This is a genomic window from Allobosea sp. GW821-FHT10B12 (genome assembly GCF_059415545.1).
Genome location: NZ_JBWKNL010000005.1, coordinates 307,627 through 332,567, shown reverse-complemented (window position 1 = coordinate 332,567; position 24,941 = coordinate 307,627). Strand labels below are relative to the sequence as shown.

Below are 24,941 nucleotides of genomic sequence, written 5' to 3'. Positions count from 1 at the left end.
ATGGGAACTTATCGGCGCCGCCAACAGAGCGACATCAAGCGCGCCCCACGGGAGGTCTCCATGTTCCACCAAACGCGCCGGACCGTGCTCGCCAGCCTCGCCGCAGGGGCGGCCATCGCTGCGGCTCATGTCGCGCCGGTCTCTGCTCAGGATGTAAAGACAGCCAAACTCGGCCACTCCTTCGCCGATGCCCACCCGCGCGCCACAGCGATGAAGCGCTTCGCCGAGGAGGTCGCCAAGGCGACCAATGGCAGCGTCAAGGTCGAGGTCTTCGGCAATGCGGCGCTCGGCTCCGAAGAGAAGATGCTGATCGCCACCCAGTCGGGCACGATCGACTTCTACATGGGCGCGCTCTCGCCGATCGCGGCGCGCAAGAAAGAGCTCCAGATCTTCGACTTCCCCTTTCTGTTTGCCAGCGATGCGGAAGCCGCGGCCGTGCTCGACGGGCCGGCCGGCCGTCGCCTGCTCGACAACCTCGCCGATATGAACCTCCAGGGCCTGGCCTGGTCCGGCGGTGCCTTCCGCAACCTCTCGAACAGCAAGCGCCCGATCGCCTCGCTCGCCGACATGAAGGGGCTGAAGGTCCGGGTCATGCAGAGCCCGATGGCGCTGGCGAGCTTCAACGCCATGGGCATGAACGCCGTGCCGATGGCCTTCACCGAGGTCTATACGGCGCTGGAGACGAAGGCGCTCGACGGTTACGAGCATCCCTTCGTCGACATGTACGCCAACAAGATGTTCGAGGTGCAGAAACACCTGACGGTGACCAACCACGTCTATACGCCGGTGGCCCTGCTCGCCTCGAAGCGGTTCTGGACCTCGCTGACGCCGCAGCAGCAGGCCGCAATCCAGTCCGCAGCGGAGGCGACGCGCACCTTCCAGAGGGAGGCCGAGCTGCGCGAGGCCGGCGAGGTGCTGAACGAGCTCAAGGCCAAGGGCATGGCGGCGGTCGAGATGCCGCCGGCCGAGCTCGACGCCATCCGCAAGGCGATCGAGCCGGTTATCGCGAAGAATTCCGAGGTGATCGGCGCCGCTTTCGTCAACGACTTCTACGCCGAAATCAAGAAGCAGCGGAAATGAGACCCTGCCCGGCTTCGCCGCCGGGCCGATCGAGACGACACGAGCGCATCCGGGCGCAAGCATTCAACGACAGAAACAGGGAGGCAGTCATGATCCTTTCGACTTCGCGGCGTTCGGCAATCGCCGCGCTGCTGGCGACGACGCTGCTGGGCTCCACCGCGGCTCTGGCCGAGGTCAAGGCCAAGATCGGCCATGCCATGCCGGACACCCATCCGCAGGCCACCGCCGTGAACAAGTTCGCGGAGCTCGCCGGCACCTACACCAATGGCAATGTGAAGGTGCAGGCCTTCCATTCCGCCATGCTGGGCAGCGACGAGAAGCAGCTCCAGGCCGTGCAGGCCGGCACGCAGGAATTCTACATCGGCACGCTCGCGCCGCTCTCGACAAGGGTGAAGGAGGTGCAGGTCTGGGATCTGCCCTTCCTCTTCCAGAACGAGAAGGAGGTCTATGCGGTCCTCGACGGCGCCTCGGTGAAAGCGATCTTCGAAAAGATCGAGCCGAGCGGGCTGGTCGGCCTGACCTGGACCGGCATGGGCTTCCGCAACCTGTCGAACAGCCGCCGCGCGGTGAAGACCGCCGAGGACGTCACCGGGCTCAAGCTGCGCGTCATGGCCAACCCCGTCGCGCTCGACACCTGGAAGTCGATCGGCGCCAACGCCGTGCCGATGGCGTTCTCCGAGGTGTTCACGGCGCTCGAGGTGAAGGCGCTCGACGGCCAGGAGAACCCACTGCTGCACATGTGGTCGAACAAGATGCAGGAGGTGCAGAAGTACATCTCCATCACCAACCACGTCTATACGCCGGTGGCGCTCGTCGCCTCGAAGAAGTTCTGGGACACGCTGTCCGCCGGCGACAAGGCCGGTGTCCAAAAGGCGGCGGTCGAGGCCGGGCTGCTGCAGCGCAAGCTCCTCGACGAGGGCGACCGCGACGTCATCGGCAAGTTCAGGGAAGCGGGGGTGACGGTGAACGAGGTCTCGGCGGAGGACCTGCGCAAGGTCCAGGCCAAGGTCAAGCCGGTCGTCGACAAGTTCAAGAGCCAGATCGGCGAGCAGTTCGTCGACGGCTTCACCGCCGAGATCGAGAAGGCGCGCGCCGCCAAGTAAGGCGACCGCAGCTGCATGGCCGGCTCGGGTGAGCCGGCCGAACTCTCCGCACGCACCAAGCGAGGTGATCGATGGGCAATCTGCTCGCAACCGCGGTCAGCGGCTTCTACCGCCTGATCGAGATCATCCTGGTGCTGTGCATGGCCCTGATGCTGGTCATGGTCTTCGGCAACGTCGTGCTGCGGCTGTTCTTCAACACCGGCATCGATCTCTCGGAGGAGATGCCGCGCTTCGCCTTCGTCTGGATGACCTTTCTCGGCGGCATCATCGGCTTGCACCGGCGCAGCCATCTCGGCGTCGACATGGTGGTGCAGGCGCTGCCGGTCCTCGGGCGCAAGGTCTGCTGGGCGATCAGCCAAGTCGTCATGCTGATCTGCGCTCTGTTCATCTTCTACGGGACCTGGCTGCAGCACGACATCATCGCCGGCAACGCCTCGCCCGTCGCGCAGATCAGCATGCTCTGGGTCTATGGCGTCAGCTACGTCACCGGCGCCGCCATCGCCCTGATCTGCCTGTCCAACCTGATCCGCCTGGCGCGTGGCGAGGTCGGCGACGACGAACTCATCGACGTGCACGAGGAGGGCCTCGCCGAGGGGCTGGAGGCTGCGCGTGACATGAAGGCGGGCACCGCCGGAGGAGCCAGGTCGTGATCGTCTTCGTCTTCATCATCTCGCTGCTGGGCCTGATGGCGCTCGGCATGCCGGTCGCCTTCGCGCTGATCGGCTGCGGCCTCGCCATGATGCTCTACATGGGCATCTCGGATCCGCAGATCATCATTCAGAACATGTGGGATGGCGCCAACAGCTTCCCGCTGCTCGCCGTGCCCTTCTTCATGCTGGCGGGCGAGTTGATGAACGCCGGTGGCATGACCCGCCGGATCATCACGATGGCGATGGCCTGGATCGGCCATATCCGCGGCGGCCTCGGCTATGTCGCAGTCATCGCGGCGGTGATCATGGCGTCGCTGTCCGGATCGGCCGTGGCCGACACCGCGGCGCTCGCCTCGGTGCTGATCCCATTGATGCGCAATGCCGGCTACAATATCGACCGCTCCTGCGGCCTCATCGCCTGCGGCGGCATCATCGCGCCGGTCATTCCGCCATCGATCGGCATGATCATCTTCGGCGTCACCGCCGGCGTCTCGATCACCAAGCTCTTCATCGCCGGAATCGTGCCAGGCGTCCTGATGGGCCTGGCGATCATGTTCGCCTGGCGCTGGAGCATCAAGCGCGACAATCCGCGCGTCGAGCCGAAGCGCAACATGGCCGAGCGGCTGACCGAGACCCGCAACGCGCTCTGGGCGCTGGTCCTGCCGGTGGTCATCATCGGCGGCCTCAAATTCGGTTTGTTCACGCCGACCGAGGCTGCGGTCATCGCCGCCGCCTATTCGCTCTTCGTCGGCGTCGTGATCTATCGCGAGATCAAGATCCCCGACCTGTTCGGCCTGATGTACCGCGCCGCCGAGACCACGGCCGTGATCATGTTCCTGGTCGCTGCCGCCGGCGTTTCCGCCTGGCTCATCACCACCGCCAACATCCCCCAGCAGCTCGCCGCCATGGTCGAGCCCTTCATGGGCAACAAGATGCTGCTGACGGCGGTGCTGATGCTGCTGGTCCTGATCGTCGGCACAGCGCTCGATTTCACCCCGACGGTGCTGATCATGACGCCGGTGCTGATGCCGGTGGTCAAGCAGGCCGGCATTGATCCGGTCTATTTCGGTGTGCTGTTCATCATGAACAACGCGATTGGGCTGGTGACGCCGCCCGTAGGAACCGTCCTCAACGTCGTCTGTGGCGTCGCCAAGGTGCCGATGACCGGTGTGATCAAGGGCGTCATGCCGTTCATGATCGCCCAGATCATCGTGCTCGTGCTGCTCGTGATCTTCCCCCAGATCGTGATGTGGCCGCTGGCGTGGATGTCGCGCTGAGGTCTGGGGCGCCCGCGCCGGGGGATGTCCGCTGTCCGGGTAGCGGCCAACTTCCGCTTCTGGCGCGGAACAACCGCCGATCGGCTATTTCAAGGTATCCGCGCGACCGTGTCCTTTCCTGCACCGAGCTGATCGCCTGTGACTGTCCTGAGTGAGCCGAACAAGAAAATAGCTTGGCCGCACCATTCGCGAACAGAATTTTCCCTCGGAGCCGGAAGCGAGAGCAATTGCTGGAATCGGGCGGGCGTTATGCTCGCCGACGCATCGTTGCCGGAGCCCCGATCCGGTCGATCAGATAAATGGATCGGACCATGCCCGAGATCGTTCACTTGGCCGACATCCGCAAGGCTCTCGGCAAGATCGATCTGATCGCGGTCATCGAAGAAGCGTTCGCGGCCTATTCGCGCGGCGACGTCGCCGTGCCGCCTGTCGGCGAACTGCTGTTCGCCGACCCCCCAGGTGAGATGCACGTCAAATACGGTGCAATCCGGGGCGACGATGTCTTCGTGGTCAAGCTCGCGACAGGGTTCCCGCGGAACGCTGCCCTAGGTTTGCCGCCCTTCGGTGGAGTCGTGCTGGTCTTCAGCGCGAAGACCGGTCTGCTGTTGCAGGTCCTGCTCGATGAAGGCCATCTGACCAATGTCCGCACGGCCGTGGCCGGGGCAGTCGCAGCAAAATATCTCGCGCCGAACGCCGTCAGTTGCATCGGCATCTGCGGCTCCGGCGTTCAGGCGCGCCTACAGGCACAGCACCTGCGTGCCGTCACCGACTGTCGGCGCGTCTTGGTCTGGGCGCGCGATGCGCGCAAGGTCGCAAGCTGCGTGGCCGATCTCGCGCTGCTTGGCTTCGAGACGGACGTGGCCTCCTCCGTCGAGGCTCTGGCGGCGGCTGCAAATTTGATCGTCACGACCACGGCAGCGGAGGAACCTTATCTGCTCGCCGGCCATGTCCGGCCGGGGACGCATATAACCGCAGTCGGCTCCGATACGCCGGGCAAGGCCGAGCTTGCTCCCGACCTGCTGGCCCTCGCCGACCTCATCGTGGTCGACAGCCGCGCGCAAAGCCAACTGCGCGGCGAGGTTCACCATGCAATCGCTGCCGGCTGTTTGCCTGCGAACCGTCTCGTCGAGCTCGGCGAGATCATCGCCGATCCCTCGCGCGGACGCCGCGGCAATGATCAGATCAGCATCGCCGACCTGACCGGCGTGGCAGTGCAGGACATCGCCCTGGCAAAGGCGGTTTGCGCGGAGCTGGCCGGCGGCTGACGGCCGCCGGTCCCGGACGTCGTCAGCGTGCGGGTGGAACGATCCCGAAGCGCTGCTGCAGGAACCGGTCGATGTGATCGAGGGCAGCTGCGAAATGCTCGGGATCGACGCCGATGCCGAGGCGCAGATGGCTTTCCATGCCGAACCAGCTGCCGGCGACGACGAAGACGCTTTGGCTCTCCCGCAGCTCGCGCGAGAAGTCGTCCGAGGTGATCGGCAGATCGTAGCGCAGGAAGGCCATGGCACCCGCTTCCGGCGGAACCCAGGCGAAGATGCTGGCGCGCGCTTCGATCCAGCTCGCAAGCCGATCGAGATTGCGATGAAGCAAAGCGCGGTTGCGGGCAATGATGCGGGCGCGTCGGGCCGGCTGCAGAGCATGCAGCGCCAGGCGCTGGCCGAGTACATTGCTGCCGATCGTGGTGTAATCCTGGCGCCGCATTGCCTCGCCGACGAGCTTTTCCGGTGCGACCAGCCAGCCGAGCCTGAGCCCGGCGAGCGCCATCGCCTTGGCCATGCCGCCGGTGACCACCACGTCGGGCGAAGCGCCGAACAGGGTCGCGGTCTCCTCGCCCGCGAGCTCGGCGCCGCGATAGATCTCGTCGGCATGGAGCGTGACGCCGTGTCGGCTCGCGATCTCGGCCAGGCCCAGCCGCTCTTCCGCACTCAGCACGGCACCGGTCGGGTTGTTGGGATTGCACAGCGAGATCAGCCTGGTGCGCGAGCCGATCGCAGCGACGACCTCGTCGAGGTCGAGCCGCCAGCGCCCCTGCTCGAGGCGCAGCGGGACCTGGCGGACATTCGCTCCCAAGGCTCGCGCCAGACCGTGGATCTGCATGAAGTTCGGTGTGACGAACACGATCTCGTCACCGGCCTCGAGCAGGCTGAGCAGCGTGACGAGATTGGCTTCGGAGGAGCCGGTCGTGACCAGAACCTGTTCGGGGCTCGCGCCGGGATGGAGCGCGGCGATCGCGGTGCGCAGCGCCGGCTCGCCTTCGGTGTGGCCATAGCCGAGCGGCAGGTCGAGCAGCGCCGCGATCTCGTCCTCGCCGAGAAGCTCGCGGATCGTGAACGGATGCAAGCCGCTTTCCGTCAGATTGTAGGCGACGGTGTTCTCCCAGAGCGACTGGGTGCGTTCCAGCGTGAAGGTATCGATGAGCATAGAGGTCTCCGAAGTCAGCCGGCCATGGCGAAGCCGCCACGGCTCGCGAGCCTTGCCTCGAGCGCGTGCACGGCCGAGGTCAGGATGAGGTTGAGGGCAAGGTAGATCGCGCCGGCGGCGAGGAAGATCTCGATCGGCGCATAGGTCTCTGAGGCGAGCGCGCGCGCCTTGCCGGTGATTTCCATGATGGTGACGGTGCTGGCGAGCGAGGTCGCCTTCACCATCAGAATCAGCTCGTTGCCATAGGCCGGCAGCATCTGGCGCACCGCCTGCGGGAAGACGACGAGGCGGAAGCGCAGCCAGGTCGAGAGGCCGAGCGATTTCGCCGCCTCGACCTGGCCCTTGCCGACCGCCTGCAGGCCGCCGCGGATGATCTCGCTGCCATAGGCGCCGGTGTTGAGTGCCAGCGCCAGCAGCGCGCAGAAATACTCGTCGCGGAACAGCGGCCACAGGCTGGACTGGCGGATGCTGTCGAGCTGAGCGAGGCCGAAGTAGATGAAGAAGATCTGTAGTAGCAGCGGCGTGCCGCGGATCGCGTAGACATAGGCATAGGCGAGGGCGGACAGGACGCGAACGCCGGAGAGGCGGCCGAGCGCGATCAGGACGGCCAGAAAGAAGCCAGCGAAGGTCGCTGTCACGGCGAGCTGGAGCGTCAGCGGCACTGCCCCCAGCAGCGCCGGCAAGGCTTCGAGGATCAGCTCCGGCCTCATGCTGGCCTCCCACGCGCCACGCCGCGCTCGAAATGGCGCTCGGCCCGTTCGAAGGCGAGGTTCGACAGGCCGGTGAGGCCGAGGAAAATCAGGATCGCGACCGAGTAGAACAGGAAGGGCATGCGGGTCGAGCCAGCGGCGATGTCGGTGATGCGCATCAACTCGACAAGCCCGGTCACCGAGATCAGCGCCGTGTCCTTCAGGGTGAGCTGCCAGACATTGCCCAGCGACGGCAGCGCATAGCGCAGCAGCTGCGGCAGCAGGATCAGGCGGAAGAGCTGGAGCCGCCGCATGCCGAAGGCGCGTGCCGCCTCGGCCTGGCCCGGCGGGATGGCACGGATCGCGCCGCGGAACACCTCGGCGCTGTAGGCGCCGGAGATCAGCGCGATCGCGGCGACACCGGCACCGAACGCATCGGCGGAGCTGGTCCCGCCATAGCCCATGACGGTTCCGATCATGCGGAACAGCTCGCCGCCGCCGAAGAAGAGCAGATAGAGCACCAGGAGTTCCGGCACGCCGCGAATGACGGTGGTGTAGACCAGCGCCGGCCAGGCAAGCAGAGGGTGTCCGGTCAGTCGTGCACCCGCAAGCAGGATGCCTACGAGACTGCCGCCGAGGAAACCCAGCACGGCGATGAGCAACGTCATCGCCGTGCCGCGCAGGATCTGGCTGCCCCATCCGCCCGGCCCGAACGCCAGGAGATCGATGAGGCTCATGGATTGGCCGCGACCGGGCGGACGGCGCCGTCGAAGCCCATCCATTTCTGGGTGAGGCGGGTCACCGTGCCGTCCTGCGTCGCTTCGACAATGGCGCGATCGAGCAGCTGGCGCAGTTCCTTCTCATTCTTGCGGAAGCCGAGCGCGATGCCCTTGCCGAGCGCCCCGCCGCGCAATGCCGGTCCGAAGACGACGAAGTCGCGGCTTTCCTTCTTCTGGCGCTCGATGAAGCTGCGGATCGGGCTGAAGCCGCTCACCACCATGTCGATCCGACCGCTGACGAGGTCGAGATATAGGCTCTCCTCCTTGTCGTAGATGCGGACCTTCACGTCAGGGAAGAGCTGCTGCATGAAGGTTGCATGGGTCGAGGCCCGCTCGACGCCGACCGTCGCCTTGGCCAGCGCCGCCGCGATCTCGGCGACGGCCTTCTTCTTGTCCTCGGTCATCTCGTACAGATCGATCATCCGGCCCTTGCCCGCTTCCATCCTGCTGATCGCGCTGCCGGCCGCGGCGACGAACAGGGTCGGCCCGGCATAGTAGGGCAGCGAGAAGTCGATCGACTCGGCCCGCTTCTCGGTGATGGAGAGCGACGCCATGATCGCGTCGAAGCGGCTCGCATTCAGCCCCGGGATCATGCCGTCGAAGCTCTGGGCGACCCAGTCGCAGGAGAGCTTCGCGCGTTTGCAGAGCTCGCCGGCGAGATCGACCTCGAAGCCGACGAGCTTGCCGGACGGGTCGGTGAAATTGAACGGCGGGTAATTGCCGTCGGTGGCGAGCCTCACTTTCTTCTCCTGTGCCGAGGCACAGCTCAGCCCGGCCAGGACGGCCGCGGACACCAATAGGCCGATACGGCTGTTCCGTCGCATGTCGTTCCCCATTCTTGGCGTTCTGATCGTGATTGTCATCGCCTTGGGCCACGGGTTCCGAAGCCCGCAGCCACATCGCCAAGAGTAAGGAGCCGCCGGCGAAACAATCGTCCAAAGGCCTATGAAGCGGGACGAAAGATGTCCGGCGCCCCGGCGGAAACGACGTTTTATGTCCGGCTGTGTCGCGGACACTGGCGGGGCGTGCAGATGGATGCACGGACCTTTGCGGAGCCTGCCTTGTCCGAGCCCTTGCAGAACTATGTCGATGGAAGCTGGCGCGGCTCGGATACGCGTCTCGTCCGCGAGAACCCCTCCGACATCAGCGAGATCGTCGCGGAGACATGGGTCGCGCGGCTGCAGGACATCGCGGAGGCAACCGCAGCGGCGCGGCGGGCCCTGCCGATGTGGCGGAAAGCTCCGCCACAGCTGCGCTTCGAGCTGCTCGACCGCATCGGCGACGAGATCATGCGGCGCAGCACGACACTGGCGACCCTGCTGGCGCGCGAAGAGGGCAAGACCGTTCCCGAGGCGCAGGCCGAGATCGTCAAGGCGAGCCAGACCTTCAAGTATTTCGCCGGCGAGGCGGTGCGCCTTTCGGGGGCTTCCTTGCGCTCGACACGGCCCGGCGTCGATGTCGACATCCGCCGCGAGCCGGTGGGCGTGGTGGCGCTGGTCACGCCCTGGAACTTCCCGTTCTCGATCCCGGCCTGGAAGACCGCGCCGGCGCTCGCCTATGGCAATTGCGTCGTGCTCAAGCCGTCGGAGCTGACCTGCGCCACCGCCTCGGCCTTGGCGGCCATCATTCACGATGTAGGGGTTCCGCCTGGCGTGTTTCAGCTAGTGATGGGTGGCGGCGAGGTCGGCGGCGCGCTGATTGCGGACAATGAGGTCGACGCGGTCAGCTTCACCGGCTCGACCGCGACCGGTCGGAGGATCGCAGCCGCGGTCGCATCGCGCGGCGGACGCCTGCAGATGGAGCTCGGCGGCAAGAATCCGCTGGTCGTGCTCGCCGATGCCGATCTCGACAAGGCCGTCGACGCGGCGGTGCGCGGCGCCTTCTACTCGACCGGGCAACGCTGCACGGCATCCAGCCGCCTCATCGTCGAGGGCGCGATCCACGACGCTTTCGTCGAGCGCCTGATCGCGCGCACCAAGGCCTTGCGCGTCGGCCACGCGCTCGATGCGGCGACCGATATCGGGCCGCTGGTCAGCGAGGCACAGCGCCAGCGGGTGCGGGACTATCTGACCGGTGCCGGCGCGGACGGCGCCGAACTCGCCTTCGGTGGGCGCGTGCTCGAGGCGCGCACACAGGGTTACTACCTGGAGCCGGCCGTCTTCCTTGCCGGCACGATGGACCAGCGGATCAATCGCGAGGAGATCTTCGGCCCCATCGCCTCGGTATTGCGAGTCGGCGATTTCGACGAAGCCATGGCTGTAGCCAACGCCACGCCCTACGGCCTGAGCGCCGGCCTCTTCACCCGCTCGCATGCCAAGGCGCGCGCCTTCATCCGCGACATCGACGCCGGCATGGCGATGGTCAATCTGCCGACCGTCGGCTCGGACTATCACGTGCCGTTCGGCGGTCGCGGCGCCTCCGCCCACGGTCCGAAGGAGATGGGGCTGGGAGCCTTCGAGTTCTTTACCCAGACCAGGACGGCCTACATCGCCGAATGACCGGGGCCCGCGAAACCATCGATGGGCCGGTTGCCGGCGCCGCCCCTATCATCGAAGCCGTCGGCTTGCGCAAGAGCTTCGGCAGCTTCCCTGCCCTGGCGGGTGTCAGTTTCGCGGCGCGCCGCAGCGAGGTCGTCGCCATCATCGGCGCGAGCGGTTCGGGCAAGAGCACCTTCCTGCGCTGCCTCAACTTCCTCGAACGGCCGGACGCCGGCGAGATCCGGTTCGATGGCGAGGTCATCCAGGCCGGTCCGCCGACTACGGCACAGGTGCGCGGCGTCGAGCGGTTGCGCCGGCGCTCGGCGATGGTTTTCCAGCAGTTCAATCTCTGGTCGCACTGGACGGTGCTGGAAAACGTCATGAAGGTGCCGATCCACGTCCAGGACGCGGTGCCCGCCACTGCCCGTGAAAAGGCGCTTGGGCTGCTCGACAGGGTCGGCCTGCTCGACAAGCGGGACGTCTATCCGTCTCAGCTCTCTGGCGGCCAGCAGCAGCGCGTCGCCATCGCCCGTGCGCTCGCCGTCGAACCCGAGCTGCTGCTCTTCGACGAACCGACTTCGGCGCTCGATCCCGAACTGGTCGGCGAGGTCCTCGCCGTTATTCGCGGCTTGGCGCAGGACGGCCAGACGATGCTGATCGTCACCCACGAAATGGGTTTCGCGCGCGAGGTTTCCGACAGGACGGTGTTCTTCCAGGGCGGGCAGATCGCCGAAATCGGCGCGTCGCGGGAGCTGCTCACCCGGCCGCAGACCGAGAGGCTTGCAACCTTCCTGGGCTCGATCCGCTGAGCTGACAGCTTGTGCCACCGGCAGGCTCGCGATCGCGCAATTCCTGTCAACCGAGCGGGCCAGCAGGAAATCTCGTCCCTCAGGCCAGCGTTACCGTTTTCTGCATCCGGTGCTTCGGCACACGGCTGCACCAACAGGAATACATCATGTCCAGCACCTCGCATGTCATCGATCCCCGCGCGATCGAGCCTGATACCCGCTCGACCTATCCGGCACATCTCCAGGAGCCGGTGCGCGGCAGGCGCAAGCGACGGCTCGGATTGCAGGCGGGCCTACGCAAATTGTCGGTGGTGCATGTCGAGCTGCCGCCCGGCACGGCGTCGTCTCTCAAGGTCTGGCAAAGCCACGAGGACGAGTATGTGCTCGTGCTCGACGGCGAGGCGACCTTAGTCACGGACGCAGGCGAGGAAATCCTGAAGCCCGGCCAGTCCGCCGGCTTCCCCGCCGGGCAGGCCATCGGCCATCAGATCGTCAACCGCGGCGACAAGCCCCTCGTCTTCGTTGAGGTCGGCACAATCGCTGACGAGAATGTCTCGACCTATCCAGATGACGACCTGCTGCAGGTGCCGGATGGCCGCGGGCGGCGTTTCGTGCGCGCCGACGGGACGCCCTTCGAGGCATGAGCGGGCGGATGTCGAAGGTGACGCCACGGCTGTCGGAACCGCTCGCGCCTGAGATCCAGGAGCTGGTGTTCCGACCGCGGATCGAGCGTGAGCTGGCCCTGGGCATCGAGGATCTCTGCGCCGTCAACGCGGCGCATCTGGTGATGCTGCGGGAAGCTGGGCTGATCGACGAAGGAGAGTGCGCCTTGCTCGCTGCCGCGCTGATTGGGCTGCGGGAGGCCGGCGCCGAAGCGATCGAATGCGATCCCGCTCGCGAGGACGGCTACTTCAACTTCGAGGCGGCGCTGATGCAGCAGGCCGGCGCCGAGGCAGGCGGCCGCCTGCATCTCGGCCGCAGCCGCAACGACATCAACGCCACGCTCGACCGGCTGTCGGCGCGGCGGGTCGCGCTCGACCTGGCGAGCTGCTGTATCGCGCTGCGGCGGGCTTTGCTCGAACGCGCGCAGGACCATGCCGCGACGGTGATGCCTGGCTATACCCATCTCCAGCCGGCGCAGCCGATCACCTTCGGCTTCTACCTCAGCGGAGTCGCCGAGGCGCTGGCGCGCGACACGCAGCGGCTGCTCGATGCTTGCAACGCCATCGACCTGTGCCCGCTCGGCGCCTGCGCTCTGGCCGGCACCTCGGTCCCGATCGACCGCGACCGGCTGGCCGCGCTGCTCGGCTTCGAGGCGGTCATGCTGCATGCGCAGGATGCGGTCACCTCGCGCGATTACGCCCACGATCTCGCCGCTGCCATGCTGAGCCTGGCCTCGACCTGGGGGCGCTTCGCCCAGGACTTTTATGTCTGGGGTACGCAGGAGTTCGCGCTGATCTCGTTTCCCGACCGGATCGCGGGCACCTCCAGCATCATGCCGCAGAAGAAGAACCCGATCGCGATCGAGTATCTGAAGGCGAGCGCCGGGGAGGTCCTTGGCGGAGTGGTCGCGAGTTTCACTATCGTGAAGGGCGGGCATTTCAGCCATGCCGGCGATACCGGCCGCTCCGCTCTGGCGCCTCTCTGGCCGGCGCTGCGGCTTGCCCGCAATGCGCTGACGGTCGCCCGCATCGTCACGGAGGCGGTTCAGCCCGAGACCGGGACCATGAGCGCCCGCGCCGCGGCCGGCTTCTCGACCGCGACTGATGTCGCCGACTGCCTCGTTCGCGAGGCTGGGTTGTCCTTCAGGCAGGCGCACCATGTCGTGGCCGAGCTGGTGCGTACGGCGTTGGCGGCAGGTACCGCGCCGACGGCCTTGTCCCCAGGCGATGTCAGTCGTGCGGCTGAAACAGTGCTTGCCCGACCGGTGACGCTGTCGAGCGGCCAGCTGGCGCGGGCCGTCGATCCAGCGCAGTCCATCACTGCGCGCATCTCAACCGGGGCTGCGGCTCCAGACGAAACGCGCCGCATGATCGAGCTCGCTCTGGTCGTCCTCGACAGGGATGAAGTCGAACTGCGCGACCGCATCGGCGCGATCACGGCTTCACAAGCGAGGTTGTGGCAAGCCGTGGCAGACCTGACGCGCCCGGCTGCAGAGTTTGCGTCGTGACAGGTCCTGTCCCGGCGTTCGCAAATTTGACAGAAACGCGGCCTGCGCCAGCCCAATGGAGAACAGCTTCGCCAGCCTCCGAAGATACCGTTTCCGAAATGAGGTTCGGTGTATGGCGATGACGGCGAATGGAGCGGGGCAATTCGTGCGGTTGGGTGAGACGAGCCGCGCGCCCGCCCTCATCCACATCGATGGCGAAGCGGTGCCATGCCTCGCAGGCGACACGGTGCTGACCGCGCTGCTGCTGCACGGCAGACAGCTGCGCGTTTCCGAATTCGGTGACGGGCCACGCGCCGGCTTCTGCAATATGGGCGCCTGCCAGGACTGCTGGGTGTCGCTCGAAGGCGGGGAGCGCCGCCGGGCCTGCACCACCTATGTCCAGCACGGCCAGCGGATCGTGACCCAGGAGCGTCCATGACGGCCGGGGAGCAGATCGTCATCATCGGCAACGGCCCGGCCGGGACCCGCGCGGCCGCGACGCTCTGCCGGGCCGGCCGCCGTAACGTCACCGTGATCAGCGAGGCTCCGGCCAGCGGCGGCCAAATCTACCGCCGCCAGCCACCAGGCTTCAGTCGCGATGCGAAGGCTCTCTACGGCGACGACAGTGACAAGGCGAGCCGGCTGCACGCCACCTTCGATGCGCTTGCGGACCTTGTCGCGCTGAAGGCCGAAACCGCGGTCTGGAACATCCTCGATCGCCAGGTCTACACATATGGTCCGGGCGGCATCGAGGTCCTGCCTTTCGACCGCTTGGTCCTCGCCACCGGCGCGATGGACCGCATCCTGCCGATCCCCGGCTGGACCTTGCCCGGTGTCTTCACGCTCGGCGGCGCCCAGATCGCACTCAAGCATCAATGCTGCGCGATCGGCCGGGCCGTCGTCTTCGTGGGTACTGGGCCGCTGCTCTATCTCGTGGCCTACCAATACGCCAAGGCGGGCGCCAACGTCGCCGCGGTGCTCGATTCCGCCCGTTTCGCCGACAAGGCCCGGGTGCTGCCGCGACTCGCTCTGGCGCCGCGCCTTCTGCTGCGCGGGCTAGTTTATCGGCGCTATCTGAAGCGGCGTGGCGTGCCGATCCATGAAGGCGCCCGCCCGCTTGCGATCACGGGCGATGCTTCCGTGGCCGGACTGCGCTTCCGCGACGCCGCTGGCAAAGAGCGGATGCTCATCTGCGACGCGGTCGGCCTCGGCTTTGGGCTCAACCCAGAGCTTCAGCTCGCCGAACTCGCCGGCGGCCGCACCGTCTTCGACCCGGCCAGGCGGCAATGGCTGCTCGCCCATGACGGCGAAGGCCGCGCTGCCGAGCGCGTCTATGTCGCCGGAGACGGTGTCGCGATCGGCGGGGCCGATGTCGCCGAACTCGCCGGCGAGCGAGCGGCGCTCGCCCTGCTGGCGGATCTTGGCCAGGCCGTCGACCGGGTGCGTCTCAAGGATATCGGTAGGCAACTGTCACGGCTGGCTGCCTTCCGGACCGGGCTCGACCGCGCCTTCGCCTATCCGGCCGGCTGGATTGCCGAGCAACCTGACGACACCATTCTGTGCCGCTGCGAAAACGTTACCTTCGGCGATGTCCGGGCGACGATCCGCCGGCATGCCCCGCAAGAGGTGAACCGGCTCAAGGCGCTGGCCCGTCCCGGCATGGGTCGCTGTCAGGGGCGCGTCTGCGGCGCGGTCCTCGCCGAGTTGCTCGCTGCGACCTCAAACCGCCCGCTCGACACGGTCGGGCGCCTGCGCGGCCAGGCGCCGGTCAAGCCGCTGCCCTATGCCGCCGCGGCCGACCAGGCCGCTCCGGCGATCCACGACTGGATGACGACCGACGAAGTGGAACCGGTGCGATGACGGATCGGATCGAGACCGATGTGGCGATCGTCGGCGGTGGCATTTCCGGTGTCTGTTCGGCGTATTATCTCGCTCGCCGCGGCGCCCGCGTGGTGCTGCTGGAGCGTGGCGCCGTCGGCTCCCAGGCCAGCGGCGTCAATTTCGGCGGATTGCGGACAAATGGCCGGGCCGAAGGCGAGCTGCCGCTGAGCCTGCGCGCCAGCCGCGAATGGCGGCAGATCGAGGCGCTGGTCGGCCACGACTGCGAGGTCGAGTTCACCGGCCATGTCGAGATCTGCGACCGGCGCGAGCATATGGCGGCGGTCGAAGACTGGGCGAAAATGGCCCGCGGCTACGGCCTGGAGTGCGAACTCATCGGCGGCAATGCCGTCGCAGAGCGGTTCCCATGGATCGGCCGGCGGGTCATCGGAGCCTGTTTCGTCGCAGCCGACGGCGCGGCCAATCCGCGCCTCGCCGCGCCGAACTTCGCACTGGCGGCGCGCAAGCTCGGCGCCGACATCCGCGAGCAATGCCCGGTACACCACGTCGTTCACAGCGGCAGCCGCTTCACCATCGAGGCGGGCGAGGGATTGACGGTCGTGGCGCGCCTTCTGGTCAACGCCGCTGGCGCCTGGGCCGGCCGGATCGCGGCTCAGCTCGGCGAGCGCTTCGCCATGGACGTGATGGCGCCGCAGATGGTTGTGAGCGAGCCTTTCGCGCGCCGGATCACGGCGACGGTGGATTACCCGGTTGCCGGCCGCTACTTCTATGTCCGCCAGGTCAAGCGCGGCAATGTCCTGTTCGGCCGAGGTCCAGGGCGCGCCGATCTCGATACCGGCCGGGCCCAGTTCATGCCGCAGAACGCCTTCGACGCCTCGCGCATTGCGATGGATGTCGTGCCGCTGCTGCGGGGGCGGTCGATCTTGCGGAGCTGGTCGGGCATCGAGGGCAAGACGCCGGATTCGATGCCCTATCTCGGATTGAGCCGGACCGTTCCCAACCTGATCCACGCCTTCGGTTTCTCGGGGCATGGCTTCCAGCTCGGGCCGGGAACCGGCGCCGTGGTCTGCGAGCTGGCGCTCGATGGCCGGAGCGCGACACAGATCGAGGCTTTCGACCCCTATCGCTTCGAGCGCGCAACAGCGGCGGCCTGATGTTGGCGTGTCAGGCGGCGCGGCGCAGAGGTGGGTTGATCTCGGTCGGAGCCGGCTGCTCGTCCTTGATCTCGCGCAGCACGACAAAGCTGTCGAAGCGCGCGAGCGGCACGTCGCCAGCGAGCAGCGCGCTGCTCGCCGCCTCATAGGCGATCAGATCGATGCAATCGAAGCGCAGCATGTAGTCATAGCTGCCGCAGAGACCGAAGCAGCCGGTGACCAGCGGGTTGGACCGGATATGCCGCTCGAAGATCTGGAAGTCGGAGGCGCCGTGGTTCTTCAGCGTGACGAAGGCGAAGATCTTGACGTTCGGGTAGAGCCGCGCCCAAGCGATCCTGGCACGGTAACCGCTGATCAAACCCATGCGCTCGAGCCGCTTGACCCGCTTGTGGCATGGGCTGGCGGAGATGCCGACGAGCTCCGAGAGTTTGTAGTTGGTGATGCGTCCGGCCTTCTGCAGCTCCGAGAGGATGCGCAGGTCGATCCGATCGATCTTTTCCATGAGGTTTGCGGGTTCAGTCGAGATCGGCCGGACCGTCATCGGAGGCACTCCTGTTGGCGCGATCACCCGGATTCCGCCTAGCATCCGGCAGCTCGGATTGCCCGGATCGCGGAATTTTGCATTCCTTCAAGAGTGATCAGGCTACGCGCCCGTGCAATCGAAACGATATCAATCCTGCATGCAGAAAACTCACGCCGGGCAGTTCAGGTTTCCGTCGCTCAATGCGCTCGTCGTGTTCGAGGCGGCGGCGCGGCGTGGCAGCCTGACGTTAGCAGCCGAGGAACTGCACGTAACGCCGGGCGCGGCGAGCCGGCAGGTCAAGGCGCTGGAGCAGGCACTGGGCGTCGAGCTGTTCCGGCGCCGGCATAATGCGATCGAGCTGACCGAGGCAGGCCGCGGCTTCCTCGGCCATGTCGACATAGCGCTCGGACAGGTTCAGACGGGCATTCAGGAGCTTGCAGCCAGTCGGCAGAGGCTGACGATCCAGGCGCCGATCACGATGACCCAGCGCTGGCTGATCCCGCGGATCGAGAGTTTCCGCCAGAGCCATCCCGAGGTCGATCTCCATATCCGCTCGATCCATTCAGCGAAGGGGGATGCGGATATCGACATCCGATACAGCCGGGGTGAGATAGCTGAGGAGGACGGGCAGGTCTTTCTGGTCGACCAGACCATTCCCGTCTGTTCGCCCAGCCTGTTCACATCGGGCGCAGCTCCCGCCTCCGCCGAGGGGGTTCTGAAATTGCCGATACTGCTCGACACGATTGACGGCTGGTCCTGGCATCGCTGGTGCGATGCAGCCGGCACGGACTTCCGCCCGGCGGCCGGCTGCATGGCCTTCGACACCGACGAGGCGGCAATCGATGCCTGTCTGTCCGGCCTCGGCGTCGCGCAGGCCAACGCTGCTTTCGTCGAGCCGATGCTGGCGCAAGGCAGATTGCTTTGGCTTTGCCCGACTATTCACGCGCCAGTGGGAAGCTATGCCGCCGTGGTCCGCAGGCCGAGCCGGGTGGCGACTTCGTTCCTTCGCTGGCTGGGCGCTGAGCTGAGACCCTGATCTTCATCCGGTCTGAGGGAGAGTCCGTCACTCACGGAGACGGACAATGCGCGCCTCACGATTGACGGAAGAGCAGATCATCGGGATGCTGAAGGAGCAGAAGGCTGGAGCTGCGACAGCGGTTGTCTGCCGCAAGCACGGCATCTCTTCGGCGACCTTCTACAAGTTCAAGGCGAAGTATGGCGGGATGGACGTGTCGGATGCGCGCCGGCTGAAGACCCTCGAGGACGTCGCGATAAACCCGGAACGGGTTTACGCTGTGAACACCCGCCTCAAGAAGCTACTGGCCGAACAGATGTTCGACAACGCGATCCTGAAGGATGTCGCCGCAAAAAAATGGTGACGCCCGATGCGAAGCGGAAGGCGGTGGCTCATGCCTGCGCGGTGCATGCCGTGAGCCAGCGTCGGGCGTGCCTGGCGCTCGTCGCCGACACCTCGTTCTCGGGCCTGCGCGTGGCTCGCGAACTGGATGATGTCATTCGCCTGCGCGGCCGGCCGGATACGGTCGTGTCCGACAACGGCACCGAACTCACCTCGATGGCGATCCTGCGCTGGTGCCAGGAGACCGGCGTCGAATGGCACTATATCGCCCCCGGCAAGCCGACGCAGAACGCCTTAGCCGAGAGCTTCAACGGGCGCTTCCGGGACGAGTGCCTCAACGACACGCTGCTCTCGACGCTCGCCGAGGCCCGCAGCGCCATCACTTCATGGAAGGAGGACTACAACCGGCACCGACCCCACTCGCCCCTCGGCAACATCACGCCCGCCGAGTTCGCCCTCAAATCCACGCTGGAAAAACAGGCCGCCTAAGGCCAGAAATCAAACCCAGGACTCTCCCTCAGGCCGGAGAAGAAAAGGGTCTCAGGTCATGTCCAATAGCGCTCGGCGCCAACTGCGGACTTTGGGATACTGCCCGAAACCAGACACACTTGGCGAAAAGGGCGAGCCGCCTTCTTACGCGGATCCGGACTCGACATTCCGCCGCTTTGCCGAGTTGGATCGGGAAGTGGTCAATCTCTGATCCTGGCGGCGGTGACCGTTACTTCGACAAGGAGATTCGGACTAGCCAGCCGGGCCTCGACCGTCGTGCGCGCAGGCACGGAGGCGTGAGCCAACCAAGCTTCCCACTCGAGGTTCATGGCTGCAAAGTCGTTGATGTCGCGAAGATATACCGTCGCGGTCAGCAGATGAGACCTGTCGCTCCCGGCTTCCGCCAGGAGCTCATCGATCCGCCGCAGGACCTCCTTCGTCTGGCTGGAGATATCGCTCAGGGTCGTGCCATTCGCCGTCTGGCCCGAGAGGAAGATCAGCCCGGCGTGGCGAACGATCTTGCTCATTCGCGGCCCGGTCTGGAAGCGGTCGATGATCATCGGGAAGTCTCGCTTTCTTTGGCAGGAACACATCCGATCGCGGCAAGCGGCACCGGCTTGAGTGGCGATCGAATACGGTAGGCGCCCACGGCTGCGGGCGTCATGCTCAGTTCACGCGCCAGGATGCCTGTCACGCCGAGGCCGCAGATCCGGCCCTGGCACGGCCCCATGCCGCAGCGACTGAAGAACTTGGTCTGGTTCGGCCCCAGGCAGCCGAGATCGGCCATGCGCGCGATCTCCCGCGCGCTCACCTCCTCGCAACGGCAGACGATCGTCTCGCCCGACGGCGCCGTGATCCAGTCCGGCGGACGGTAGAGCGCGTCGAGGAAGGGGCGGATGCGAAGCTGCCCGCGCAAGGCCCGGCGCGGCGCTTTCGCCAGCCGGTCGCGCTCCTCGAAGGATACCCGGCCCAGTGCGTACGCAGCACCGATCGCAGCGAGTTCCCCGCTCGTTGCCGCCGCCAGTGCCCCGGCTATGCCGCCGCCGTCGCCGGCGATGCGGAAGCCCGAAAGGCTCGTCTCGCCGAAGACATCCTGGTGCGGCCTCCAGGCCTGCTGCGCGTCGTCCCAGGCATGCTCGACGCGCAGGAGACGGGAGATCTGCGTATTGGGCACGACGCCGTGATGCAGGAGCACGACATCGGCGGCGATGCGCTTCCGTTCGCCAGCGACCGTGAAGCGCAAGGCCTCGGCCCGTTCATCGCCTTCGATCGCAATGTCCGTCGCCTCGATGAACCATGGAACCCGCGCCCGCCGGATCTGCCTGATCATGGCGAGGCCCTTTGCCAGGAGCCTGAGCGCGAGGAGAGCGCCAGGCATCTCTCGAAGCGCCGCCCGCCGGTTCGCGGCAGGGGCGGTTTCGACGATTCCTGCAATGTCAGCGCCCGCACCGAGCAACTGGCAGGCGACGAGCAGCAGAAGCGGGCCACAACCGGCCAGCACGATCCTGCCTGACGGAATGGAGCCGCTCGATTTCAGCGCGATCTGGGCGGCGCCGGCATTGAGGACACCCGGCAAGGTCCAGCCCGGAAGCGGCGAGGCGCGCTCCATGGCGCCCGTCGCGACGATCAGTTGCGGTGCGCGGAGTTGGAAATTGCGGCCGCCCGTAATCGCCGACACGGTCAGGTCGGGCGTGATGTCCCAGACGGTCGTCGCAAGACGGCGATCGATGCCGGCATGGAGGAACCGTGCGGCGAGTAGCCTACCGTGCAGATAATCGGAACCGAGAAGCCGGCCAACCTGCGGAGCGACATCGCCGACATTGCGATAGATCTGGCCGCCGGGGCGCGACTGCTCGTCGAGCACGGCCGTTTTCAGGCCGAGCTTCGCTGCGGCGAGCGCAGCCGCCATGCCGGCCGGACCGGCTCCGATGATGATGAGGTCATGCGTCATGGACGGCCTCCACCCGGCGTGCACCGTTCGCAAGCCGTACGCTCATGCCGTCCACGACCTCGACCATGCAGGACTGGATATTCTGGCGGCCATCCACGTGGCACAGGCATTCGAAGCAGACGCCCATCAGGCAGAGAGGCGAGCGCGGCGCATGCGACAGCGGAGTGCGGCGCAGCGGCACGAGCTTCGCTTCCATCAAGGCCATCGCCAGCGAAATCCCCTTGCGGACCTGCAGCGAGCGGCCGTCGACCTGGATCGTGATGCGGTCCTCAGCGGCCAAGCCGGCCATCGGCTCAAACATGGAAGCGCTCGGCCTTGAACTCCGCCAGAGCCGCCGGCTCTGCGCCGCCCGTGATCCATCGGGCGAGAGGATCGGCGTGCTGCGCGGCGAGCGTGACGCCCGAATGGCAGGTCACGACGAAGGCGCCCGGGCATTCGGCTGACGCCTGATAGATCGGATAGCCGTCCGGCGTCATCACGCGTAGCGCCCCCCAGGTCCGCACGATGTTGACGCCGGCGAGCACCGGGAACATCCGCACGGCGCGTTCGGCGATGCGCGACAGTTCGGCGATGGTGGTGCCGTCGTCGAAGCCGACATCCTCCTTGCTCTCCCCGATCTGGACGCCGCCATCGCCGGTCTGGCGCACGCTGCCGGTCGGCAAGTCGAGGAAGGGCGCGACGCGTTCGCTGATCAGCACCTGGCCGCGAACCGGCTTGACCGGAGCGTCGAGCCTGACCATCGGCGCCAGCCCAGCGTTGCCGAGGCCGGCGGCGAGAACGAGCTTGGCGGCCACATGCGTCGTGCCGCCTGCGTGGATGCGGAACGCGGCATCGCGGTATTCGATACCATCCACATGTCGCCCGGTCTGCAGTTCGCCGCCGAGCGCCAGCAGCGCCGCCGTCAGGGCGCGCAGCAGTCTTAGCGGGCTGACATGGCCATCGAGCGGACAGAAGCTGGCGCCGACGACGTCGGGGCCGACATGAGGACACAGCTCCCGCACCGCATTGGCACGCAGGATGTCATAGGGGTAGGTTTCGCCGAACGCCGCGACGTCGGCGGCGAGTTGCGCCATCATGACGGAGCGCCTGTCCAGCTCGCTCTCGTCGAGGCAGAGCGCCAGGCCGCCGGGCTGCGAGAGCTGCAGCCCGATGCCGGCGACCTCTTCGAGTTCCCTGGCGAAACCGGGCCAGAGCTTCGCGGCCGCCATCGACCACAGCGCATAGGCGGGCTTGCCGGCGCCCTTGCCCTGGACCCAGACGAGCCCGAAATTGCCACGCGCGGCGCGAAAGGCGTCGTCGCCTTCGTCGAGCAGCCGCACGCGCTCGCCGGCCTTGGCGAGGCCATAGGCGATCGACAGGCCGACCACGCCGCCACCGACCACGATCGTGTCGAGATCGCTCACGCCTTGCCTCCAAGGACGCGGTCGATGCCGAAGGCGCGGTCCATGACGATCATCAGCAGAAGCGTCAGCACGATCAGGACGCTCGACATCGAAGCCAGCAGCGGGTCGATCGTGTTGGCGATGTGGTTGTACATCCGCACCGGCAGGGTCGAGGTGCCGACGCCGGAGACGAACAGCGACATGGTGAGCTCGTCGAAGCTCGTGATGAAGGCGATGATCCAGCCGCCGGCGATGCCGGGCAGCAGTTGCGGAAGCTCGATCCGGCGGAACACCGTCCAGGGCGAGGCGCCGAGTGAGATCGCCGCCTGCGACAGCGTCTGATCGTAGCCGGTCGCGGCCGCGATCACGAGGCGCAGCACATAGGGCAGGACGATCACCGTATGGGCGGCGGCCAGGCTCCAGATCGTTCCGGTCGCACCGAGATGCGTGAAGAGGCGCAGGAGCGCGATGCCGAGCACGATGGGCGGCACCATCATCGGCGACATCAGCAGTCCGAGCATGGCATCGCGGCCGGGGAAGCGATGCCAGGCGATGGCCATCGCGGCGGGAACGGCCAGGATCACCGAAGCAGTGGCGGCGAGCACGCCCAGGCCGAGGCTGAGCTTGAAGCTGTCGATGAAATCCTTGGCGTCGAGCAGGGCGCGATACCAGCGCAGGGACGCGCCATCGAAGGGCAGCGCGACATAGCCCTTGTCGGTGAAGGAGACGAGGACGACGACCGCCAGCGGCGCCAGCATGAACAGCGCGAAAGCCCAGTGGAACAGGATGAGGGCGAGCGGAGTCCGGCTCATTGGAACACCTGGCTGAATCGGCGCTCCAGGTATTTGTTGGCTCCGAGTGAGACCGCGAGCACGATGACGAGCAGGATCAGCGACAAGGCTGCCCCGAGCGGCCAGTTCAGATTGCTGAGGAACTCGTCGTAGATCGTGGTCGGGACAACTTTCAGGCGCCGCCCGCCGATGATCGCCGGCGTCGCGAAGGCGCTGGCGGCGAGCGCGAACACGATCAGCCCGCCCGAGAGGACGCCGGGCAGAACCTGCGGCAGCACGATCCGGGTCATGATCGTCACCGGCCCCGCGCCAAGGGACTCGGCCGCCTGTTCCGTGGCCGGATCGAGCTTCTGCAACGAGGCCCAGACCGACAGCACCATGAACGGCACCAGCACGTGGACGAGCGCGATGGCCATGCCGGTGAAGCTGAACATCAGCCTGATCGGTGCCGAGACCAGCCCCGAAGCCAGCAGGATGGTGTTGATGATGCCGGTATTGCCGAACAGGATCGACCAGCCGAGCGTGCGCACCACCACCGAGATCAGCAGCGGACCCAGCACGATGACAAGCGACAACGCCCTCATGCCGGGCGACAGCCGGCTCAGCACATAGGCCTCGGGCACGCCGATCACTACGGCGACGGCCGTCACCAGCAAGGCCAGCTTGAAGGTGCGCAGAAAGATCGTGAGGTAATAGTCGTCGGTCGCAACCTGGACGTAGTTCTCGACCGTGAGGCCCGGCCCGACGCCACCGCTGCTGGAGAAGGGCTGGAAGCTCAGGGCAAAGGTCATCGCCAGCGGCAGCGCGACGAGCGCGAGCGCTGCGACGACGCCGGGACTGGCAAGCCAATAGGGTACGCGGTTCATGCCGCCACCCCGCGCCCGACGACACGCACGTGCTCGGGCGACCAGGTCAGGCCGACCTCATCGCCTTCCGCCGCACCGGGCGGGCCGACATTGGGCTCGGTCAGTTGCATCAAGCCGAGTGCCGTCTCGATCTGGTAGAGCCAGTGCTGCCCGAGGAAGATGCGGACGGCCACCCGCCCGCCGACGAGCGCAGAGCTGGTGGAAAAGCTCAGCTTTTCCGGCCGGACGATGTAGTCGACATCGCCGCTCGCCGGGGCTAGTCCCATCGGCAGCCGCATGCCGCCGACCATGACGTCTTCTCCTGATACCGCGCCGGCGAAGACGTTCGCCTTGCCGAGAAAGGTCGAGGTGAACCGACCATTGGGATGCTCGTACATCTCGAACGGCGCCGCGACCTGCTCGACAGTGCCCTTGTTCATCAGCACGACCCGGTCGGCGAGCGTCATCGCCTCGGCCTGGTCATGCGTGACCATGATCGTCGTGATGCCGACCTTGCGCTGGATGGCGCGCAGCTCGATCTGCATGCCCTCGCGCAATTGCGCGTCGAGCGCACCCATCGGCTCGTCGAGCAGCAGTACCGGCGGGCGGATGACGAGCGCACGGGCGAGCGCCACGCGCTGCCGCTGACCGCCCGAGAGCTGGCGGGGATAGCGTTCGGCGAGATGGCCGAGCTGGACCAACTCGAGGGCCTCGCCAACCCGTGCGGCGCGCTCTTGCGCCGGAATTCCGCGCATCTCCAGCCCGAAGGCGACATTGGCTGCGACGGTCATGTGCGGGAAGAGGGCGTAGCTCTGGAACATGATGCCGAGGCCGCGCTTGCTCGGGCGGACGTCGGATATCTCGGCGCTGTCGAGCAGAATGCGCCCTTTGGTGGGCGTCACGAAGCCGGCGATCATCTGCAGGATAGTCGTCTTGCCGCAGCCCGACGGCCCCAGCAGGCAGATGAACTCCCCCTTGGCGACCGCCAGGTTGAAGTCCGCGACGGCGACGAGTTCGCCATAGGCCTTGCCCAGATTCTGCAGGTCCAGAAATACCATGTCGTCCTCCCGGCCGTCCCGCCTCACGCTCGGCCTTTCGGCGGCGTGGGCCTGGCATTGCCCCGGCCGGGGGCATGTGCGGAGATCTCGCAATGCTCGACCGGGCTCGCTTTGCGGCAGATGGCATGGTCACCTG

General features: G+C 66.6%; 25 protein-coding genes and 1 pseudogene. 14 read left to right on the top strand and 12 right to left on the bottom strand.

From position 1 onward, the window contains the following. Nucleotides 1-60: 60 nt before the first annotated feature. From AC07O0_RS19235 to AC07O0_RS19215, 5 genes are all read left to right on the top strand, one after another. A complete protein-coding gene (locus AC07O0_RS19235) occupies nt 61-1,080 on the top strand; it encodes a DctP family TRAP transporter solute-binding subunit (protein ID WP_494625284.1) in 1,020 nt (339 codons plus the stop codon). An 89-nt stretch (nt 1,081-1,169) separates the two neighbouring features. Next, a complete protein-coding gene (locus AC07O0_RS19230) occupies nt 1,170-2,183 on the top strand; it encodes a TRAP transporter substrate-binding protein (protein WP_494625283.1) in 1,014 nt (337 codons plus the stop codon). A 71-nt stretch (nt 2,184-2,254) separates the two neighbouring features. Next, nucleotides 2,255-2,833, top strand: a complete 579-nt coding sequence (locus AC07O0_RS19225) for a TRAP transporter small permease (RefSeq protein ID WP_494625282.1) — start codon at nt 2,255-2,257, stop codon at nt 2,831-2,833. Next, nucleotides 2,830-4,110: a TRAP transporter large permease gene (locus AC07O0_RS19220; protein WP_494625281.1), complete on the top strand. Its 1,281-nt coding sequence runs from the start codon at nt 2,830-2,832 to the stop codon at nt 4,108-4,110. The genes AC07O0_RS19225 and AC07O0_RS19220 overlap by 4 nt, the downstream gene beginning before the upstream one ends. Before the next feature lie 311 nt (nt 4,111-4,421). Beyond that, the gene (locus AC07O0_RS19215; protein WP_494625280.1) at nt 4,422-5,375 is read left to right on the top strand and encodes a Rossmann-fold NAD(P)-binding domain-containing protein; all 954 of its coding nucleotides are present in this window, start codon (nt 4,422-4,424) and stop codon (nt 5,373-5,375) included. Between the two features lie 22 nt (nt 5,376-5,397). On the opposite strand, the gene AC07O0_RS19210 is transcribed toward AC07O0_RS19215, so the two are convergent. From AC07O0_RS19210 to AC07O0_RS19195, 4 genes are read right to left on the bottom strand one after another with little or no spacing between them, the layout of a single operon-like run. Beyond that, nucleotides 5,398-6,534: an aminotransferase class I/II-fold pyridoxal phosphate-dependent enzyme gene (locus tag AC07O0_RS19210; RefSeq protein ID WP_494625279.1), complete on the bottom strand. Its 1,137-nt coding sequence runs from the start codon at nt 6,532-6,534 to the stop codon at nt 5,398-5,400. A 14-nt stretch (nt 6,535-6,548) separates the two neighbouring features. Continuing rightward, complete coding sequence (locus AC07O0_RS19205) at nt 6,549-7,244, bottom strand: ABC transporter permease (protein ID WP_494625278.1); 696 nt, start codon at nt 7,242-7,244, stop codon at nt 6,549-6,551. Next, complete coding sequence (locus tag AC07O0_RS19200) at nt 7,241-7,960, bottom strand: ABC transporter permease (RefSeq protein WP_494625277.1); 720 nt, start codon at nt 7,958-7,960, stop codon at nt 7,241-7,243. The genes AC07O0_RS19205 and AC07O0_RS19200 overlap by 4 nt, the downstream gene beginning before the upstream one ends. Continuing rightward, nucleotides 7,957-8,742: a transporter substrate-binding domain-containing protein gene (locus AC07O0_RS19195; protein WP_494625276.1), complete on the bottom strand. Its 786-nt coding sequence runs from the start codon at nt 8,740-8,742 to the stop codon at nt 7,957-7,959. Before AC07O0_RS19195 ends, AC07O0_RS19200 begins: the two co-directional genes overlap by 4 nt. A gap of 321 nt (nt 8,743-9,063) precedes the next feature. On the opposite strand from AC07O0_RS19195, the gene AC07O0_RS19190 reads away from it, so the two are divergent. The 7 genes from AC07O0_RS19190 to AC07O0_RS19160 all read left to right on the top strand — a co-directional run bounded on the left by AC07O0_RS19190 (nt 9,064) and on the right by AC07O0_RS19160 (nt 16,409). Continuing rightward, nucleotides 9,064-10,500, top strand: coding sequence for an aldehyde dehydrogenase family protein (locus tag AC07O0_RS19190; RefSeq protein ID WP_494625275.1), 1,437 nt, complete (start codon nt 9,064-9,066; stop codon nt 10,498-10,500). Continuing rightward, complete coding sequence (locus tag AC07O0_RS19185) at nt 10,497-11,288, top strand: amino acid ABC transporter ATP-binding protein (protein ID WP_494625274.1); 792 nt, start codon at nt 10,497-10,499, stop codon at nt 11,286-11,288. The genes AC07O0_RS19190 and AC07O0_RS19185 overlap by 4 nt, the downstream gene beginning before the upstream one ends. 146 nt (nt 11,289-11,434) lie before the next feature. Further along, nucleotides 11,435-11,911, top strand: a complete 477-nt coding sequence (locus tag AC07O0_RS19180) for a cupin domain-containing protein (RefSeq protein ID WP_494625273.1) — start codon at nt 11,435-11,437, stop codon at nt 11,909-11,911. Between the two features lie 8 nt (nt 11,912-11,919). Then, complete coding sequence (argH, locus tag AC07O0_RS19175) at nt 11,920-13,437, top strand: argininosuccinate lyase (protein WP_494625272.1); 1,518 nt, start codon at nt 11,920-11,922, stop codon at nt 13,435-13,437. 112 nt (nt 13,438-13,549) lie between these two features. Further along, nucleotides 13,550-13,855 carry a (2Fe-2S)-binding protein gene (locus tag AC07O0_RS19170; RefSeq protein WP_494625271.1) on the top strand — a complete coding sequence of 102 codons (306 nt, stop codon included), beginning with the start codon at nt 13,550-13,552 and terminating at the stop codon, nt 13,853-13,855. Beyond that, the gene (locus tag AC07O0_RS19165; RefSeq protein ID WP_494625270.1) at nt 13,852-15,276 is read left to right on the top strand and encodes an FAD/NAD(P)-dependent oxidoreductase; all 1,425 of its coding nucleotides are present in this window, start codon (nt 13,852-13,854) and stop codon (nt 15,274-15,276) included. Before AC07O0_RS19170 ends, AC07O0_RS19165 begins: the two co-directional genes overlap by 4 nt. Then, on the top strand, nt 15,273-16,409 hold the full coding sequence (locus tag AC07O0_RS19160) for an NAD(P)/FAD-dependent oxidoreductase (protein WP_494625269.1): 1,137 nt from the start codon (nt 15,273-15,275) through the stop codon (nt 16,407-16,409). Before AC07O0_RS19165 ends, AC07O0_RS19160 begins: the two co-directional genes overlap by 4 nt. A gap of 10 nt (nt 16,410-16,419) precedes the next feature. On the opposite strand, the gene AC07O0_RS19155 is transcribed toward AC07O0_RS19160, so the two are convergent. Next, complete coding sequence (locus tag AC07O0_RS19155) at nt 16,420-16,950, bottom strand: Lrp/AsnC family transcriptional regulator (RefSeq protein ID WP_494625268.1); 531 nt, start codon at nt 16,948-16,950, stop codon at nt 16,420-16,422. Nucleotides 16,951-17,089: 139 nt separating this feature from the next. On the opposite strand from AC07O0_RS19155, the gene AC07O0_RS19150 reads away from it, so the two are divergent. Then, nucleotides 17,090-17,968, top strand: a complete 879-nt coding sequence (locus tag AC07O0_RS19150) for a LysR substrate-binding domain-containing protein (RefSeq protein WP_494625267.1) — start codon at nt 17,090-17,092, stop codon at nt 17,966-17,968. A gap of 46 nt (nt 17,969-18,014) precedes the next feature. Beyond that, a pseudogene (locus AC07O0_RS19145) lies at nt 18,015-18,778 on the top strand (integrase core domain-containing protein). Nucleotides 18,779-18,978: 200 nt separating this feature from the next. Here the strand turns inward: AC07O0_RS19145 and AC07O0_RS19140 are convergent. The 7 genes from AC07O0_RS19140 to AC07O0_RS19110 are packed head-to-tail and all read right to left on the bottom strand — an operon-like array spanning nt 18,979 to nt 24,805. Beyond that, the gene (locus AC07O0_RS19140) at nt 18,979-19,338 is read right to left on the bottom strand and encodes a RidA family protein (protein WP_494625266.1); all 360 of its coding nucleotides are present in this window, start codon (nt 19,336-19,338) and stop codon (nt 18,979-18,981) included. After that, a complete protein-coding gene (locus AC07O0_RS19135; protein WP_494625265.1) occupies nt 19,335-20,729 on the bottom strand; it encodes an FAD-dependent oxidoreductase in 1,395 nt (464 codons plus the stop codon). The genes AC07O0_RS19140 and AC07O0_RS19135 overlap by 4 nt, the downstream gene beginning before the upstream one ends. Further along, nucleotides 20,719-21,030 (bottom strand): (2Fe-2S)-binding protein, encoded by a 312-nt coding sequence (locus tag AC07O0_RS19130; RefSeq protein ID WP_494625264.1) that lies wholly within the window; start codon nt 21,028-21,030, stop codon nt 20,719-20,721. The genes AC07O0_RS19135 and AC07O0_RS19130 overlap by 11 nt, the downstream gene beginning before the upstream one ends. Then, entirely contained in the window at nt 21,023-22,132 is a 1,110-nt protein-coding gene (locus AC07O0_RS19125; protein ID WP_494625263.1) for an NAD(P)/FAD-dependent oxidoreductase, read from the bottom strand. Before AC07O0_RS19125 ends, AC07O0_RS19130 begins: the two co-directional genes overlap by 8 nt. Further along, entirely contained in the window at nt 22,129-22,923 is a 795-nt protein-coding gene (locus AC07O0_RS19120; protein ID WP_494625262.1) for an ABC transporter permease, read from the bottom strand. The genes AC07O0_RS19125 and AC07O0_RS19120 overlap by 4 nt, the downstream gene beginning before the upstream one ends. After that, nucleotides 22,920-23,768: an ABC transporter permease gene (locus tag AC07O0_RS19115; RefSeq protein ID WP_494625261.1), complete on the bottom strand. Its 849-nt coding sequence runs from the start codon at nt 23,766-23,768 to the stop codon at nt 22,920-22,922. Before AC07O0_RS19115 ends, AC07O0_RS19120 begins: the two co-directional genes overlap by 4 nt. After that, nucleotides 23,765-24,805 carry an ABC transporter ATP-binding protein gene (locus AC07O0_RS19110; RefSeq protein ID WP_494625260.1) on the bottom strand — a complete coding sequence of 347 codons (1,041 nt, stop codon included), beginning with the start codon at nt 24,803-24,805 and terminating at the stop codon, nt 23,765-23,767. Before AC07O0_RS19110 ends, AC07O0_RS19115 begins: the two co-directional genes overlap by 4 nt. Between the last annotated feature and the right edge of the window lie 136 nt (nt 24,806-24,941).

What these genes read in the sequence shown, in the direction of transcription:
- AC07O0_RS19150 (WP_494625267.1), top strand. Translation starts at nt 17,090, where the DNA reads ATGCAGAAAACTCACGCCGGGCAGTTCAGGTTTCCGTCGCTCAATGCG.
- AC07O0_RS19170 (WP_494625271.1), top strand. Translation starts at nt 13,550, where the DNA reads ATGGCGATGACGGCGAATGGAGCGGGGCAATTCGTGCGGTTGGGTGAG.
- AC07O0_RS19235 (WP_494625284.1), top strand. Translation starts at nt 61, where the DNA reads ATGTTCCACCAAACGCGCCGGACCGTGCTCGCCAGCCTCGCCGCAGGG.
- AC07O0_RS19180 (WP_494625273.1), top strand. Translation starts at nt 11,435, where the DNA reads ATGTCCAGCACCTCGCATGTCATCGATCCCCGCGCGATCGAGCCTGAT.
- AC07O0_RS19225 (WP_494625282.1), top strand. Translation starts at nt 2,255, where the DNA reads ATGGGCAATCTGCTCGCAACCGCGGTCAGCGGCTTCTACCGCCTGATC.
- AC07O0_RS19120 (WP_494625262.1), bottom strand. Translation starts at nt 22,923, where the DNA reads ATGAGCCGGACTCCGCTCGCCCTCATCCTGTTCCACTGGGCTTTCGCG.
- AC07O0_RS19140 (WP_494625266.1), bottom strand. Translation starts at nt 19,338, where the DNA reads ATGATCATCGACCGCTTCCAGACCGGGCCGCGAATGAGCAAGATCGTT.
- AC07O0_RS19155 (WP_494625268.1), bottom strand. Translation starts at nt 16,950, where the DNA reads ATGACGGTCCGGCCGATCTCGACTGAACCCGCAAACCTCATGGAAAAG.
- AC07O0_RS19160 (WP_494625269.1), top strand. Translation starts at nt 15,273, where the DNA reads ATGACGGATCGGATCGAGACCGATGTGGCGATCGTCGGCGGTGGCATT.
- AC07O0_RS19165 (WP_494625270.1), top strand. Translation starts at nt 13,852, where the DNA reads ATGACGGCCGGGGAGCAGATCGTCATCATCGGCAACGGCCCGGCCGGG.
- AC07O0_RS19205 (WP_494625278.1), bottom strand. Translation starts at nt 7,244, where the DNA reads ATGAGGCCGGAGCTGATCCTCGAAGCCTTGCCGGCGCTGCTGGGGGCA.
- AC07O0_RS19200 (WP_494625277.1), bottom strand. Translation starts at nt 7,960, where the DNA reads ATGAGCCTCATCGATCTCCTGGCGTTCGGGCCGGGCGGATGGGGCAGC.
- AC07O0_RS19210 (WP_494625279.1), bottom strand. Translation starts at nt 6,534, where the DNA reads ATGCTCATCGATACCTTCACGCTGGAACGCACCCAGTCGCTCTGGGAG.
- AC07O0_RS19115 (WP_494625261.1), bottom strand. Translation starts at nt 23,768, where the DNA reads ATGAACCGCGTACCCTATTGGCTTGCCAGTCCCGGCGTCGTCGCAGCG.
- AC07O0_RS19230 (WP_494625283.1), top strand. Translation starts at nt 1,170, where the DNA reads ATGATCCTTTCGACTTCGCGGCGTTCGGCAATCGCCGCGCTGCTGGCG.
- argH (WP_494625272.1), top strand. Translation starts at nt 11,920, where the DNA reads ATGTCGAAGGTGACGCCACGGCTGTCGGAACCGCTCGCGCCTGAGATC.
- AC07O0_RS19130 (WP_494625264.1), bottom strand. Translation starts at nt 21,030, where the DNA reads ATGTTTGAGCCGATGGCCGGCTTGGCCGCTGAGGACCGCATCACGATC.
- AC07O0_RS19185 (WP_494625274.1), top strand. Translation starts at nt 10,497, where the DNA reads ATGACCGGGGCCCGCGAAACCATCGATGGGCCGGTTGCCGGCGCCGCC.
- AC07O0_RS19110 (WP_494625260.1), bottom strand. Translation starts at nt 24,805, where the DNA reads ATGGTATTTCTGGACCTGCAGAATCTGGGCAAGGCCTATGGCGAACTC.
- AC07O0_RS19135 (WP_494625265.1), bottom strand. Translation starts at nt 20,729, where the DNA reads ATGACGCATGACCTCATCATCATCGGAGCCGGTCCGGCCGGCATGGCG.
- AC07O0_RS19215 (WP_494625280.1), top strand. Translation starts at nt 4,422, where the DNA reads ATGCCCGAGATCGTTCACTTGGCCGACATCCGCAAGGCTCTCGGCAAG.